This window comes from Burkholderia alba, from assembly GCF_034721475.1.
In the GTDB taxonomy this organism is placed as follows: domain Bacteria; phylum Pseudomonadota; class Gammaproteobacteria; order Burkholderiales; family Burkholderiaceae; genus Burkholderia; species Burkholderia alba.
The window spans coordinates 132,123-146,822 of the sequence record NZ_JAWJWL010000022.1; the positions used below are offsets into that span (position 1 = coordinate 132,123).

Here is a 14,700-nt window from a genome sequence, read left to right on the forward strand (position 1 = left end):
CGCGTTGCGATCGCTCCCCGTTATCGACGGTGCAAGCGGATGCCCCCATCGCGGAATGGGAAATTTTATCTCAAAATCGACCACGGGCCGCGACATCGAACATATCGGCGCGGCATCGCGCGCCGGCTTGTTTACAATGCCGGCTTTCGCCCGCGTCGCGGCAAGCTTGCGCCGACGCGCGGCGTTCAACCACCGGTTCACCACACGCACAATTTTGGAAGCTCTCACCCCTGCCCAGCGCAACGCCTATAACGCGAAGCTCTCGAGCTACGCGAGCCGCCCGCTCGCCTTCCTGTTCCGCTACATCCGGCTGCATCCCGCCGCGCACGTGATCGTGCTCGCAAGCGTGCTGGCAGCCGTCGGCTGCGCGCTCGGCTCGCAGTATGCGATCAAGCACCTGATCGACGTGCTCGCCGCCGGCCGCCATCACCCCGGCCCGCTGTGGGGCGCGTTCGCGCTCCTCGTCGGGCTGATCGCCGCCGACAATCTGCTGTGGCGCGTCGGCGGCTGGGTCGCCGCGCACACCTTCGTCGCGGTGACGGGCGACCTGCGGCGCGACCTGTTCCAGTACCTGAGCGGCCATTCGCCGACCTACTACGCGGAAAAACAGCCCGGCACGCTCGCGAGCCGGATCACCGCGACGTCGAATGCCGTGTACACCGCCGAGAACACGATGGCGTGGAACGTGCTGCCGCCCTGCATCGCGGTGATCGGCGCGATCCTGATGATCATCGTCGTCAACCCGCTGATGGCGCTCGGCCTCCTCAGTTGCTCGGCCGTGCTCGCCGTCGTGCTGTTCAAGCTCGCCGGGCGCGGCTCGGTGCGCCATCACACCTTCGCGTCGAGGGCCGCTGCCGTCGACGGCGAGCTGGTCGACGTGATCGGCAACATGGGGCTGGTGCGCGCGTTCGGCATGACCGTGCGCGAACAGAAGCGCTTCGGCGCGACCGTCAAGGCCGAGATGGACGCGCGCCAGCAAAGCCTGCTGTATCTCGAGAAGCTGCGCCTTCTGCACGCCGTGATCACCGCGATGCTGTCGGCGGGCCTGCTCGGCTGGGCGCTGTGGCTGTGGGATCAAGGCAAGGCGACATCGGGCGACATCGTGCTCGTCAGCTCGCTCGGCTTCACGATCCTGCACGGCACCCGCGACCTCGCGGTCGCGCTCGTCGACGTCACGCAGCACATCGCGCGCCTGTCCGAAGCCGTGAAGACGCTGCTCGAACCGCACGGGATGCCCGATCGATCGGACGCCGTGCCGCTCGCGCCGAGCGGCGGCCGCGTCGATTTCGAGGGCGTCAAGTTCGCGTATCCGAACCGCCGGCCGATCCTCGATCATTTCGATCTCCATATCGAGCCGGGCCAGCGGGTCGGTCTGATCGGCAAATCGGGCGCGGGCAAGTCGACCGTACTCGCGCTGCTGCAGCGCTTCTACGATATCCACCAGGGCGCGATCCGGATCGACGGCCAGGATCTCGCGTCGATCACGCAGGACAGCCTGCGCCAGTCGATCGCGCTCGTGCCGCAGGATATCTCGCTGTTCCACCGCTCGATCTACGAGAACATCGCCTACGGCCGTCCCGAGGCGACTCGCGACGAAGTGCTCGCCGCCGCGCGCGACGCGCGCTGCAGCGAATTCATCGAGGCGATGCCGGAAGGTTTCGAGACGATCGTCGGCGACCGCGGCGTGAAGCTGTCGGGCGGCCAGCGGCAGCGGATCGCGATCGCGCGCGCGATCCTCAAGAATGCGCCGATCCTGCTGCTCGACGAAGCGACCTCCGCGCTCGACAGCGCATCGGAGGAAGCGATCCAGGCCGCGCTCGACCGCCTGATGGTGGGCCGCACGGTGATCGCGATCGCGCACCGGCTGTCGACGCTGCGCAATTTCGACCGGATCATCGTGATGAGCACCGGCAAGGTGATCGACGACGGCAGCCCCGACCTGCTGCGCAATCGGCCGGGCCTGTATCACGACCTGCTCGCGAAACAGCACGGCCGGCACCTGCCTCCGCCGGGCGGCGACGGGCACACGGGCGAACGCGTCGCGTAACCGCCCGGTCGCCCGCCGACATGAAAAAGCCGCGCAGCAGGACGCTTCGCGGCTTCTTCTTTTTCGCGCGGCCCGCACGGGGCCGCCATGCTATCGAACGTTCAAGTCGCGCAGGAAGTGGTCGCGCCACACCGACACGTTGTTCTCGCGCAGTTGCGCGATCATGTCCGCATGCCGCGCGCGTCGCTCCGCCAGCGGCATCGACAACGCCTGCGCCAGAGCGTCGGCCATCCCCCCGATATCGATCGGATTGACGATCAGCGCGCCCGTCAGTTCCTGCGCCGCGCCCGCGAAGCGCGACAGCACCAACACGCCCGGATCGTCCGGGTTCTGCGCCGACACGTACTCCTTCGCGACCAGATTCATGCCGTCGCGCAGCGGCGTCACGTAGCCGACGCGCGCCAGCCGGTACAACGCGGCCAGCACCTGGCGCTCGTAGTGCCGGTGGATGTACAGGATCGGCGCCCAGTCGAGCTCGGCGAAGCGGCCGTTGATGCGCCCCGACTCCCCTTCGAGCTGCAAGCGGATGTCCTGGTACGCGCGCAGGTCGGCGCGCGTCGACGGCGCGATCTGCAGGAACGACACGTGATTGCGGTACGACGCCTCCTGCTCCAGCAGCTTCTCGAACGCGCGAAAGCGCTCGACCAGCCCCTTCGAGTAGTCGAGCCGATCGACGCTCATCACGAGTTGCCGCCCGCGCAGCGACGCCGCCAGCGTACGCACCGCCTTGCCGTTCTCGCCCGCTTGCGCGAGCGCGGCGATTTCGTCCGGATAGACGCCGATCGGGTAAGCGGCCGCGCGCAGCGTGCGGCCGAATGCGCGCACGGTGACGGGACGCGTGGCGCCTTCGACGGTACCGCCCGCCTCGTGCTCGATATAGTCGCAAAACGCACGCAGGTCGGGTTCGGTCTGAAATCCCAGCAGATCGAACGAACACAGCGCCTCGACCAGTGCGCGATGCGGCGGCACGTTGACCAGCACCTGCGCCGCCGGAAACGGAATATGCAGAAAGAAACCGATCCGGTTCTTCACGCCGGCGGCCCGCAGCGCATGCGCGAACGGAATCAGATGATAGTCGTGCACCCAGATCACGTCGTCGTCCCGCAACTGCGGCACGAGCTGCTGCGCGAGCCACATGTTCACGCGGCTATAGCCTTCGAACTCGTGGCGGTCATACTGGATCAGATCGGTACGGTAGTGGAACGCGGGCCACAGCGTCGCATTCGAGAAGCCCCGGTAGTACTGGTCGTAATCGCGCCGCGACAGCCCGATCGTCGCGAAGGTCACGGGGCCGCGCTCCTCCAGGCGGATCTGCGGCGCGCCCGACGCGACCACGTCGCCGCTCCAGCCGAACCACATGCCGCCCGTTTCCTTCAGCGCGTCGAACACGCCGATCGCAAGCCCGCCTGCCGCCGGCTCCCCTTCGGAGATCGGCGCCACCCGGTTCGAGACGATGATGAGGCGGCTCATGCGCGCGCGCGTCCGGCCGCCAGCCATTGCTCAAGCAACGCGTGGAACGCCCCGACCGACTCGACGCGGCAGCGCGCCATCGTCTCGCCGCCGCCCACCTTGATCGACAGGCCGCCCGCCGCATTCACCACCGCGAAGGCCTTCTCGTCGGTGAGGTCGTCGCCGGCGAACACCGGCACGCGTCCGGCGAACGGCGGCTCGTTCAGGAAAGCCGCGACCGCACGCCCCTTGTCGACGCCTTTCGGCTTGATCTCGAACACCATCTTGCCGGGCTGCAGCACATACGCGTCGGGATAGTCGGCGACGAGCCGTTCGGCCGCCCGGCGCGCGGCGAGCTCGTGCTCGGGCGCGTTGCGGTAGTGCAGCGCGACCGCCGCGCCCTTGATCTCGAGCAGCATGCCGGGATGCCGGTCGACGAGCGCAGCCAGCTCCCGCTCGATGCGCAGCAGCCGCGCGTCGTTGAAGCCGATCCGCTGCGTGTCGCCGTTCGCGTCGCGGCGCTCCGCGCCGTGCAGGCCCGCGACCGGCAAATCGGGCCGCTTGAGGAAAGCGTCGATGCTGTCGATCGCGCGACCCGACACGATCGCCACCGCGCCGTGCGACAGTTGCCGCAATGCGTCGATCAGCGCCGGCACCGCGGGCGAAACCTGGATGCTGTCGGGGGTGGGCGCGAGGTCGACAAGCGTGCCGTCGAAATCGAAAAAGAAAGCGGTGTCGGTCAGGGAGAGGGAAGCCGGGACGGATTGCATCGATTCGCTGATGAGGATGACCGCTGGCGGGCGTCGCCCACCGGGAGAATGTGCGCATCTTACCGCGCCTCGGGCTATTCATGGGCAAAAGGCGATAGCGCGACCTCGCGCGCCGCCACCTCGCTCCGATGCGACATTTTGCCCCGGTTTCGGGCGTTGAACGGGTTTCGAAAGGACGATCCCGCGTAAATTGCGCTACAGTCGCAACCGCCAAACGCGCCAGACGGCGGCCGCGCGCCGTCCGTCCCGCGCACTTCGCCTTCTTCCACCGAGCCCTTGGATGCCGCTTCAGCCCACTGCGCCGGGCGCGCCGGACGGATCGACCGCCCCCGCCCGCCCCCGATCCCGTACCGCCCGCGTCGTCCGGCTGGCGGGCACCTGTCTACTGGCTGCGACGCTGAGCGCCTGCTCGCAGCGCGACGCGCCGTGGGGACTCGCGAACGTCACGGGCCACCTGCCCGATCTCGGCTTCTCGCTGACGGGCGAGGACGGCAAGCCGATCGACGCGGCCGCGTTCAAGGGGCGCATCGCACTGGTCTATTTCGGCTATACCCACTGCCCGGACGTCTGCCCCGAAACCATGGCGCGGCTCATGCAGGTGCTCGCGAAGCTCGGCGCCGACGCGCAGAATGTGCGCATCCTGTTCGTATCGGTGGACCCCGCGCGCGACACGCCCGAGGCGATGCGCTCGTATGTCGCCGCGTTCGACGCGCAGCACGCGTACGGGTTGACCGGCACCGAGCGCCAGATCGAATCGCTTGCGAAACGCTATCGGGTCGCGTATCAAATGGAAAAACGCGATCCGAGCGGCGGCTACGAAGTCACGCACAGCTCGGCCGTCTACGTATTCGACGCGCAGGGCCACGCGCGCCTGCTCGCCACCGACCAGGATTCCCCCGACGTGATCGCCGCCGATCTGCGCCGGATCATCGCCAACCGTTCCTGAACCGGAACTCACCGAACCCAACGCCATGTCGATGAAACTAAAAACCTTCGCCGCCCTCGCCGCCCTGTCCCTCAGCCTGCACGCCTACGCAGGCGGCGCCGATTCGATCAGCGCGCAGAACGCCTGGGTGCGCTGGCTGCCGAACAAGCTGCCGGCCGCCGGCTACGTGACGCTCGTCAACACGAGCGACAAGCCGATCGATCTCGTCGACGTCGACAGCCCCGACTACGGGATGGCGATGCTGCACCAGACCGTGTCGAACGGCTCGACGCAGCAGATGGTGATGGTCGACAAGCTGACGATCCCCGCGCGCGGCAAGGTCGACATCGCGCCGGGCGGCTACCACTTCATGCTCGAGGACGCGAAGCACGCGATCAAGCCGGGCGACACCGTGCATCTGCGCCTCACATTCTCCGACGGCGAAAAGCTCGAAACGCCGTTCTCGGTGAAATCGCCGGCCCAGACCAAGTAACGCCCGCACGATGGATCTTCTGTATTGGCTCGAACCCTGGGAGCCGTCGCCGACCGTGGTGATCGCGGTGCTGATCGCCGCCGTGCTGTTCGCGCGCGGCGTGCGCAAGGCGAAAGTCTCGCTGCCTCGGCAGATCTCGTTCTGGTTCGGGTTGACCGCGCTCTACGTGGCGCTGCATACGCGGCTCGATTATTTCTTCGAGCACGAGTTCTTCATGCATCGCGCACAGCATCTGGTGCTGCATCACCTGGGGCCGTTCTTCATCGCGCTGTCGTATCCGGGCGCGGCGATGCGCGCCGGGATCCCGTTCGGCTGGCGGCGCCGCTTCGTGCAGCCAGCGCTGGCGCTGAAGCCCGTGCGCGTCGTGCTGGACGTGGTGTTCAATCCGGTGGTCGCGGTGGTGCTGTTCGTCGGACTGATCTATTTCTGGCTGCTGTCGCCGATCCATTTCATCGCGATGCTCGACTGGCGGCTGTACCGTGTGATGAACTGGAGCATGGTAATCGACGGCCTGCTGTTCTGGTGGCTCGTCGTCGATCCCCGTCCCGCTCCGCCCGCGCGGCTCGCGCCCGGGCGCCGGATCCTGGTGGCGGTGGCCGCGATCCCGCCGCAGATCGCGCTCGGCGCGCTGATCTTCTTCACGCCGCACGAGCTGTATCCGGTCTATTCGATTTGCGGACGCGCGTTCACATGGCTCAGCCCGCTGCGCGATCAGCAGATCGGCGGGCTGCTGCTCTGGATTCCGGGGTCGATGATGAGCGTGATCGGTGCGCTGATCGCGCTGCGCCATTGGATGCGCCTGTCGGCGCGCGGCCGCCTGCGCGACGAACGGAGCCTGCATGCGCAGGCGCCCGTCGCGCAGCGCTGATCCGCCGAGAACGCCCCCGGTCGCCGGACGAAGGCGACTCGGGACGTATCAGGCCGATCGCATCCAGACGTGCGGAATGCCGTCCTCGTCGTGAATATCCGAACTCGGCGCAAAACCGAATGCGCCGTAGAACGTCTGCAGATGCGCTTGCGCGTGCAGGCTGATCGGCGTGTCCGGCCACTGCGCGCGAATCCGCTTGAGCGCCTCGTCGAGCATCACGTTGCCGAGCCCCATTCCGCGAAACGCCTGGGTCGTCAATACGCGGCCGATGCGGATATCCGGATCCGCCGCATCCGGCAGCAACACCCGCAGATAGCACGCGAGCCGGCCCGCGTCATCGTACGCGCCGAGATGCCATGCGTCGGCGTCCGCGCCGTCGATATCGCGATACACGCAGTTCTGCTCGACCACGAACACGTCGCTGCGCGCCGACAGCAGCTGATAGACCTCGCCCGCCGACAGCTTCGCAAACGGCTTCCAGCGCCATTCCAGCGGCGGCGCCGAGCGGGACGGGGGAACGGACGGGACAGCGGCGGCGGACGCATTCATGACGGGATTCCTGTGCTGGCGCCGCACGGATCGCGACGCGAAGCCGAACATTATGCCTCGAAGCACCCCGATAAAAAACGGCCCCGCACCAGGCGGGGCCGCTGCCTCAGGCATTCAATCGCCCGAATCGGCCGCTGTTGAAATCGTCGACCGCCTGACGGATTTCCGCTTCGCTGTTCATCACGAACGGACCGTAACCGACGATGGGTTCGTCGATCGGCGCTCCACTCAACAACAGCAGCGTCGCATCGCTGTTGGCCTCGATCTCGACGTCGCGTCCGTCGCGCGCCAACTGCACGAGCTGCGCTTCCCGGGCCACCTCGACGCCATTCACGAGCACCGTACCGCGCAACACGACAAGCGCGAGCGTCCGGCCTTCCGCGACGTCGAAACGGGCACGCCCGCCCTGGTTCAGACGCACATCCCACACATCCATCGGCGTGTGCGTGCGCGCCGGACCGCGCGCTCCGTCGAACTCGCCCGCGATCACCCGCACCCGCCCCGCGTCATCCGGCAGCGCGACGGACGGAATGCTGTCGTTCAGCAGCGTCTGATAACCCGGCTCGGTCAGCTTGTCCTTCGCCGGCAGATTCACCCAGAGCTGAACCATTTCAAGCGTCCCGCCCGTCTTCGTGAAGTTTTCCGAATGGAATTCCTCGTGAACGATGCCGCCCGCCGCCGTCATCCACTGCACGTCGCCCGGGCCGATATGACCACCCGCCCCCGTGGAGTCGCGATGATCGACCTCGCCCTGGTAGACGATGGTGACCGTCTCGAAACCGCGATGCGGATGCGAACCGACACCGCGCCGGCGCCGGGACGGCTCGAACTGCGCCGGCCCCGCGTAGTCGAGCAGCAGGAACGGGCTCAGATGCGCGCCGTGACTGTCGTAGCTGAACATCGAACGCACCGGGAAACCGTCGCCGACCCAGTGCGAACGGGGGGCGCTGTACACACCAACGATCTTCTTCATGCTGCTCTCCTGGTCTGTCTGCCACCGAGGCAAGGGCTTCGGTCCATGGATAGAAGAATATAATTAGAACGATGTCGGCGGTAGTCTGCGATAATTACACTCAGCGTTCCATTTAATGAACGATGAATCATGCGAGATCTGAACGACCTCTATTACTTCGTGCAGGTGGTCGACCACGGCGGCTTCGCGCCGGCCGGGCGGGCGCTCAACATGCCGAAATCGAAGCTGAGCCGCCGGATCGCGCTGCTCGAGGAGCGCGTCGGCATGCGGCTGATCCAGCGCTCGACGCGCCGTTTCGCCGTGACGGACGTCGGCCAGACCTATTACGCGCATTGCCGCGCGATGCTCGTCGAGGCGGACGCCGCCGACGAAGCGATCGCGCTGCTGCATGCGGAGCCGCGCGGCATCGTGCGGATGACGTGCCCGGTCGCGCTGCTCGATGCGCTGGTGGGCGAGATGATCGCGGCGTTCATGGCGCAGTGCCCGCTCGTCGAAATCCATCTGGAGGAAACCAACCGGCGCGTGGATGTGGTCGGCGAGGGAATCGACATCGCGATTCGGGTGCGGCCGCCGCCGCTGGAGGACAGCGATCTGGTGCTGCGCGCGCTCGCCGAACGCGGCCAATGCCTGGTCGCGAGTCCGGGACTGCTCGGGCAGACCGGTGCGCCGCGGGTGCCCGCGGATCTCGCCGGGCTACCGAGCCTCGCGCTCGGCACGCCGCAGAGCGAGCACGCGTGGAACCTGCTGGGCCCGGACGGTGCGCAGGCACTGATCCACCATCAGCCGCGGCTCGTGACGCGCGGGATGCTCGCGCTGCGCGCGGCGGCCGTAGCAGGCGTCGGCATCGCCCAGTTGCCGACGATGATGGTGCGCGAACAGATCGCCCGCGGCGAGTTGCAACAGGTGATGCCCGGCTGGGCGCCACGGCGGGATATCGTTCATGCCGTGTTTGCGTCACGCCGCGGTCTGCTGCCTTCCGTGCGCGCACTGCTCGATTTTCTCGCGCAGCGTTTCGCAACGCTGCCGCCCGACTGAATCCAGACGCCGTCTGGGGGTGCTCCGCGCTGCCCGTGGAATTCCCTTAGACTGCTGGCGATCCGCTGCGATACAGCGCCGCACGTCGCTGGTCGCTCATTCCCGTTCATCTCCGGTGCTTGCCATGTTCGCGCTCTCTGAAGGTCTTCCGTCGTCCAAACCCGCTCTCTACGCCGAACTTGCCGCGCAGGCGCGCTCGCTGATCGAGACGGAGGCGGATCTTGTCGCCAATGCGGCGAATTTTTCGTCGCTGGTGTACCACTCGCTCGAGGGGCTCAACTGGGCGGGATTCTATTTCCATGACGGCACGGAACTGGTGGTCGGGCCGTTCCAGGGGAAACCCGCCTGCGTGCGGATTCCGCTCGGCAAGGGCGTGTGCGGCACCGCTGCACAGACGCGCAGCACGCAGGTCGTACGCGACGTGCATGCGTTCCCCGGACACATCGCCTGCGATTCGGCGTCGCAGTCGGAAGTCGTCGTCCCGCTCGTCGCACGCGACGGCTCGCTGGTTGGGGTATGGGACGTCGATAGCCCGCTCGTCGGTCGGTTCGACGAAGAGGATGCCAAGGGGATGGAGGCGCTGTGCCGGGTATTTGTCGAATTCGCGTGGGAAAAGCGGGCGGCCGGGAAGTGATGGGGGGTAAGCCGACTCTGTCCACTACCCGTACTTCCTCGGCCGATTTGCGTCGAATGTCCGCCGAGGCGAGCCGCCTCTCGCATGGCCCTTACCCGTTGGGAGTCTGAAGTGTTTTTATATCGCGACCACCCAGAATGCGAGCGCCTTTCCCCTCAATCCCAAAACTGCGTTCGTTGTCGGCTTCTGCCATGACGCCACCGAGGTCGCGACAAACTAGTGCAACGGTTTGATTGGAATCGGCCGGCTTGGAATCCCTGATTCATACGCTACCGACGCGATCACCGAGCCGACCGGCGAAATCCGCTAACGCATTCCCGCCGCCACGCGTTCGAAACAGAAAAAAGAAAAGCCCCGACAAGTCGGGGCTTTTTCTGGAGGCGCGAGCCGGAGTCGAACCGGCCTAAACGGCTTTGCAGGCCGCTGCATAACCGCTTTGCTATCGCGCCGTAAGCGGACTGCCAAACCGTCGCGAAACGCTACTGCAACGATCCACAGATTTGATCTCAAGGCCATCGACCCTGGCAAACAAAAAGGGAAGCTCGGCTTCCCCTTGTTTTGGAGCGGGAGACGAGTCTCCCAACCTAATTCCAACTAGTTGATTCTAAAGGATTTTTCTGCTTCCCCGCCGAATCAATGGACTGAATTATGGACTACTGCGCCGCCCTTGGCAATACCTTTGTAAAAAAATACGCAAGGAACGTGCCGGATGCCTATTTTTTAGGCGATCAAGGGGAGTCCCTGTTTGCCCCACGGTAGCGCTCCAGAGTGTCGACTCCCATCCCCGTCAGCGGAAGATACGTCCCTGCCCTCTATCGACGCGAGACTCACCGCCTGATTGGCTACAAAATTCCGCCGCAGGTCACTGCCCTACTCACGCCATTCCATGGCAAACGGAGCGAAAGCCGTTGCGCCGCAACAGCGACGGGGCAAAGCCGAGAAAGTTGCTAAACGTTCTCGTCATATGCGATGCATCGCTAAAGCCCGTAGCCAGTGCTAACTCCGCCAGTGCCATATCGGTGTCCAGCAGATTCATCGCATAGCGATAACGCTGCCAGATCGCATAGGAGCGCAGAGGCAACCCGACCATCTCGACAAACAGATGCGACAGGCGGTCTCTTGACAACTCGACGGCTCGCGACAGTTCTGAAAGCGTGGGACGTGAGCAAGTCAAGTTACTGGAACCGAGATGATTCAGCACACGCTCTATACGCGGATCAACGGCCCTCGTTTCCAAGCGTCCCAAGCTAATGGCTCTGACCATCTCAAGCACGAACGCCGGCAAATCAACGCCGACGTACCCTGACTCATACACTCTCCGCATGTCGTCCCGCATGCCGAAATAGTGCCGTTCCGTGAGACGGACAAGTTGGCGGCCATCCAGCCACTGACACAGGGGCAAGTACATCGAATGGCCGGGCTCGATATTCACGCTTATCAAATCGCACCCCCTCGCATCGAGTTCACGCGGACAGTTCGGGCCGACCACGACCACATTACAGCCAATGACCTCGTTTGGTTCTATGGCGAGTTGGAACGCCGCTTCATTACACGAAACCAGTATCGTCACAGCCGGGCGCCGCGTGGGCCCCGACGCCACCGCACCAGTCGTCACGAGAAGAGCCCGTGGCAAGAAAGCGAAATTCAGAGACTCCGCAATCACCTTCTCTGACAACGCCCCCATTTTCCTCTCCTATCTTGCAGCACTTCGCGGAACCCAAGCTCTCCGAGGCTGGCAGAACGACTACGACGACACTCCGTCATACAGATTTGAAGTCTCTTCGGTGTCACCCCCCTGATTCGCGATCATCCATTCCCGCATGACGAATTTCTGCGCCTTTCCCGTCACGGTCATGGGCAGGGTCTCGACAAAGCGAACATAGCGCGGAACCTTGTAGTGTGCGATCCGACCACGGCAGAATTGACGCACCTCTTCACCCGTCATCCTCTCCCCCGAACGCAGCACCACCCACGCACATACCTCCTCGCCGTACTTCGGATCTGGCACACCGAACACCTGGGCGCTCTGGATTTTGGGGTGCTGGAACAGGAACTCCTCAATCTCCCGCGGGTAGATGTTCTCGCCCCCCCGAATCAGCATGTCCTTCAGCCGCCCCACGACGTTGCAATATCCATCTTTATCCAATGTCGCGAGATCTCCGGTGCGCATCCAGCCATCGACGATCACCTCTGCGGTCTTTGCCTTGTCGCCCCAATAGCCGTGCATCACGGAGTATCCTTTTGTATACAATTCGCCTTTAGTACCGACAGGGACTATCCGTCCGTCCGAATCGACGATCTTCGCCTCAAGATGCGGTTGAATGCGTCCCACGGTCGTTGTACGCTTTTCCAGTGAATCGGTGGTCGAACTTTGGAACGAGACCGGACTGGTTTCCGTCATCCCATATGCAATCGTCACCTCCGTCATGTGCATTCGTGAGACGACCTGCTTCATCGTCTCGATCGGGCATGGAGAGCCCGCCATGATTCCAGTACGTAGTGAACTAAGATCAAAACGATCGAACTCGGGATGGTCGAGTTCAGCGATAAACATCGTCGGTACACCGTGCAGAGCGGTGCAGCGCTCGTCGGCGACAGTCGCCAGCGTTGCGGCCGGATCAAACGATTCGCCCGGAAACACCATCTTCGCGCCGGCCGACACGCATGCCAGTACCGCAATCACCATGCCGAAGCAGTGATATAGCGGTACCGGGATACAAAGCGCATCCTGCTCGCTGAGTTTCATCACGCTCGCAATCGAGCGCGCGTTGTTGACGACATTATGGTGCGTCAGCGTTGCGCCCTTCGGACTACCGGTGGTGCCACTCGTAAACTGGATGTTGATCGGCTCATACTGCGAGATCGCGACGCCAAGCGCATCGACAAGCACACCCAGCGGTTCTGGCTCCGACCGCAAATGAGCAAATGCGCGAACATCCGCAAAACGCAGCATGCCGCGTGGAACCGTCTCACCCATCGAAATTGCCATTTTCAAGCTGGGTACACGCGGCGCATGCAACTCGCCCGGTACGCACTCTGCCAGGCCAGGCGCCATTTCCTGCAGAATCTCAATATAAGATGATGACTTGAAGCGCTCTGCCGTGATCAGCACCTTGCAACCGACCTTCTGAAGCGCATACTCAAGTTCAGTGAGACGGTAGGCCGGATTCACGTTGACGAGCACAGCCCCGATCCGTGCCGTCGCGAATTGCGTCAACAACCACTCGAGACGATTCGGCGACCAGATACCGACCCGGTCCCCCTTCTCGATGCCGAGGCTGATCATACCGGCGGCCAAACAGTCGACTTCGTGATCGAACGCCTTCCAGGTCAATCGGACTCCCTGCTCTCGGAATACCACTGCGTCACGATCGGGAAAACGCAGTGCAGTATCACGCAGGAGTTGACCAACCGTTGCTTCGCTCAAGGGAAAATCGGTAGGGCCTCGCACGTACGAAAGCCCGTTCTGCGGTGCAAGCATCGCACCGGCGAAAGTTGTACTCATTGACGTGTGTCCAATAAACACTTATTCGCTGTGGAGCCCCAAGCTTATCTTGCGATAGCTGAGGCTCCACAACCACACCCCACGATCATCCAGGATCCGCCGTCACCCCTTGGCGCACGAGAAACTGGAGGCAACATTGGGATCGCCCCCAAGGTACTCCGGCCAAGTCGGATACTGGCACAGTGGCCTGGACCGAGGGGCACCGCCATCCTGCACGATCGGATTGACAGGCGCAGTGCCGTTCTCAACCCATTGCTGCAACGCGGCCAAGCCGTCCCATTGCCCAGTGAAGCTCAAACCAACTGCATGCGCCATCCCCGGAACTTCGTAGTAGCGAAGTCCTCCGTTTGTCAACGCGGCGGGCACAGTCTGGAGCACGCGGTTGTAGTAGCGCCGGGTTCCTTCCAATGGCACAACCGAATCGGCCATCCCCTGTACCAGTATGACTTTCCCGCCTCGTTGGAAGAACGGGCTCAGATTCGGATCATCCTTGTTCAGGATTCCTTCCAATTCGTGAACGCGCGCAGTGTAACTTCCTAGGGAATAAGTGTTTAACCCAAGGAAATCGTAGAAGGGATTGCCCGCGACCATAAATCGGGCGTAGTCAGCCCCAAACCAACTATCTGCAGGCATTGCCGCGCGCAGAACAGGATTGAGATTGGTTAAATAGGATGGAGGCAACGTTCCCAACCCCAGAACATACGAGCCCACAGCAGCAATCAAGCCCCCCAACGAATTGGAGTAGACTCCACCGCCGAGATCCGAACCCCACTCCATACCCGGCGCGTCAGTGTCGCCTCGAATGGTAGCCTGCGCAAATGGTGTCGGGCTAGCCATTGTCACGACGCTATTGATCTGAGCATCCGACAGGCAGGACGACCCCAGATCGAGGCCACCAGTACAGCGCAGGGGGCGACCGCCCGCAGTGAGTGCAGTCTTCGGATTGAAAGCTGTTCGGCACGCATCCACGTTGCTCACGATGCCGTCCTTTACTCCGTCAAGGCCGTCGCACGCCGCCAGCACGCTGTCGCGCAGCAACATCCGCTTCTCGGGGGAAAGGTAGCCATCCGGTGCAGCGAGTGCTTGCGTCCACTTCAGGTGCGCCCGAAATTTGTTGGCAAGTGAAATCGCTGGATACCAGGCAACCACCCCATCCCAGTCCTGAGGCCAGGTTTGAATCAGCGCCATCATTTCCTGGCCGCCTTTTGATCCGCCCATCGCATACCAGCGCACCGGGTTCGCCCCATACGCCATACCGATCAGTTGCCCAACCACATCCCGTGTTTTCTTTAGATAATCACCGCCATAGTTGTGCAGTGCTTCGCTGTTTAACGCGAAACTACCGTCAATGGGAAGCGCTTGGTGCCCAGAATCACTGTTGATGTCCGTACAGAACTGACCCACTAGAGCTGTAAATTTTCATCGAATTTTGACCCACGTGATTGAATGACC

At 63.7% G+C, this 14,700-nt stretch carries 13 protein-coding genes and 1 tRNA gene; 6 read left to right on the forward strand and 8 right to left on the reverse strand.

Annotated elements, in window-relative coordinates:
- The first annotated feature begins 214 nt into the window (after positions 1-214).
- Positions 215-2,047, forward strand: a complete 1,833-nt coding sequence (locus tag RZR99_RS23770; protein WP_323122223.1) for an ABC transporter ATP-binding protein — start codon at positions 215-217, stop codon at positions 2,045-2,047.
- 90 nt (positions 2,048-2,137) lie between these two features.
- Here RZR99_RS23770 and otsA read toward each other — a convergent pair whose 3' ends face one another.
- A complete protein-coding gene (gene otsA, locus RZR99_RS23775) occupies positions 2,138-3,517 on the reverse strand; it encodes an alpha,alpha-trehalose-phosphate synthase (UDP-forming) (RefSeq protein ID WP_323122224.1) in 1,380 nt (459 codons plus the stop codon).
- Positions 3,514-4,266: a trehalose-phosphatase gene (gene otsB / locus RZR99_RS23780; RefSeq protein WP_323122225.1), complete on the reverse strand. Its 753-nt coding sequence runs from the start codon at positions 4,264-4,266 to the stop codon at positions 3,514-3,516. The genes otsA and otsB overlap by 4 nt, the downstream gene beginning before the upstream one ends.
- 280 nt (positions 4,267-4,546) lie before the next feature.
- Here otsB and RZR99_RS23785 point away from each other — a divergent pair, with 280 nt between their 5' ends.
- From RZR99_RS23785 to RZR99_RS23795, 3 genes are read left to right on the forward strand one after another with little or no spacing between them, the layout of a single operon-like run.
- Positions 4,547-5,212: an SCO family protein gene (locus RZR99_RS23785; protein WP_323122226.1), complete on the forward strand. Its 666-nt coding sequence runs from the start codon at positions 4,547-4,549 to the stop codon at positions 5,210-5,212.
- Between the two features lie 25 nt (positions 5,213-5,237).
- The gene (locus RZR99_RS23790) at positions 5,238-5,684 is read left to right on the forward strand and encodes a copper chaperone PCu(A)C (RefSeq protein ID WP_323122227.1); all 447 of its coding nucleotides are present in this window, start codon (positions 5,238-5,240) and stop codon (positions 5,682-5,684) included.
- Between the two features lie 10 nt (positions 5,685-5,694).
- Positions 5,695-6,552: a cytochrome c oxidase assembly protein gene (locus RZR99_RS23795; protein ID WP_323122228.1), complete on the forward strand. Its 858-nt coding sequence runs from the start codon at positions 5,695-5,697 to the stop codon at positions 6,550-6,552.
- A 48-nt stretch (positions 6,553-6,600) separates the two neighbouring features.
- Here RZR99_RS23795 and RZR99_RS23800 read toward each other — a convergent pair whose 3' ends face one another.
- Both RZR99_RS23800 and RZR99_RS23805 read right to left on the reverse strand, forming a co-directional pair.
- Positions 6,601-7,101, reverse strand: coding sequence for a GNAT family N-acetyltransferase (locus RZR99_RS23800; protein WP_323122229.1), 501 nt, complete (start codon positions 7,099-7,101; stop codon positions 6,601-6,603).
- A 106-nt stretch (positions 7,102-7,207) separates the two neighbouring features.
- The gene (locus RZR99_RS23805) at positions 7,208-8,074 is read right to left on the reverse strand and encodes a pirin family protein (RefSeq protein WP_323122230.1); all 867 of its coding nucleotides are present in this window, start codon (positions 8,072-8,074) and stop codon (positions 7,208-7,210) included.
- A 129-nt stretch (positions 8,075-8,203) separates the two neighbouring features.
- Here RZR99_RS23805 and RZR99_RS23810 point away from each other — a divergent pair, with 129 nt between their 5' ends.
- Together RZR99_RS23810 and RZR99_RS23815 are read left to right on the forward strand one after the other, a co-directional pair.
- Positions 8,204-9,109 carry a LysR family transcriptional regulator gene (locus RZR99_RS23810; protein ID WP_323122231.1) on the forward strand — a complete coding sequence of 302 codons (906 nt, stop codon included), beginning with the start codon at positions 8,204-8,206 and terminating at the stop codon, positions 9,107-9,109.
- Positions 9,110-9,233: 124 nt separating this feature from the next.
- Positions 9,234-9,743 (forward strand): GAF domain-containing protein, encoded by a 510-nt coding sequence (locus RZR99_RS23815; RefSeq protein WP_323122232.1) that lies wholly within the window; start codon positions 9,234-9,236, stop codon positions 9,741-9,743.
- Positions 9,744-10,118: 375 nt separating this feature from the next.
- On the opposite strand, the gene RZR99_RS23820 is transcribed toward RZR99_RS23815, so the two are convergent.
- The 4 genes from RZR99_RS23820 to RZR99_RS23835 form a co-directional block, all read right to left on the reverse strand.
- A tRNA-Cys gene (locus tag RZR99_RS23820) sits at positions 10,119-10,192 on the reverse strand.
- Between the two features lie 425 nt (positions 10,193-10,617).
- The gene (locus RZR99_RS23825) at positions 10,618-11,427 is read right to left on the reverse strand and encodes a helix-turn-helix domain-containing protein (protein ID WP_323122233.1); all 810 of its coding nucleotides are present in this window, start codon (positions 11,425-11,427) and stop codon (positions 10,618-10,620) included.
- Between the two features lie 60 nt (positions 11,428-11,487).
- Positions 11,488-13,248, reverse strand: coding sequence for an AMP-binding protein (locus RZR99_RS23830; protein WP_323122234.1), 1,761 nt, complete (start codon positions 13,246-13,248; stop codon positions 11,488-11,490).
- A 102-nt stretch (positions 13,249-13,350) separates the two neighbouring features.
- Positions 13,351-14,652, reverse strand: a complete 1,302-nt coding sequence (locus tag RZR99_RS23835; RefSeq protein ID WP_323122235.1) for a tannase/feruloyl esterase family alpha/beta hydrolase — start codon at positions 14,650-14,652, stop codon at positions 13,351-13,353.
- Positions 14,653-14,700 lie beyond the last annotated feature (48 nt).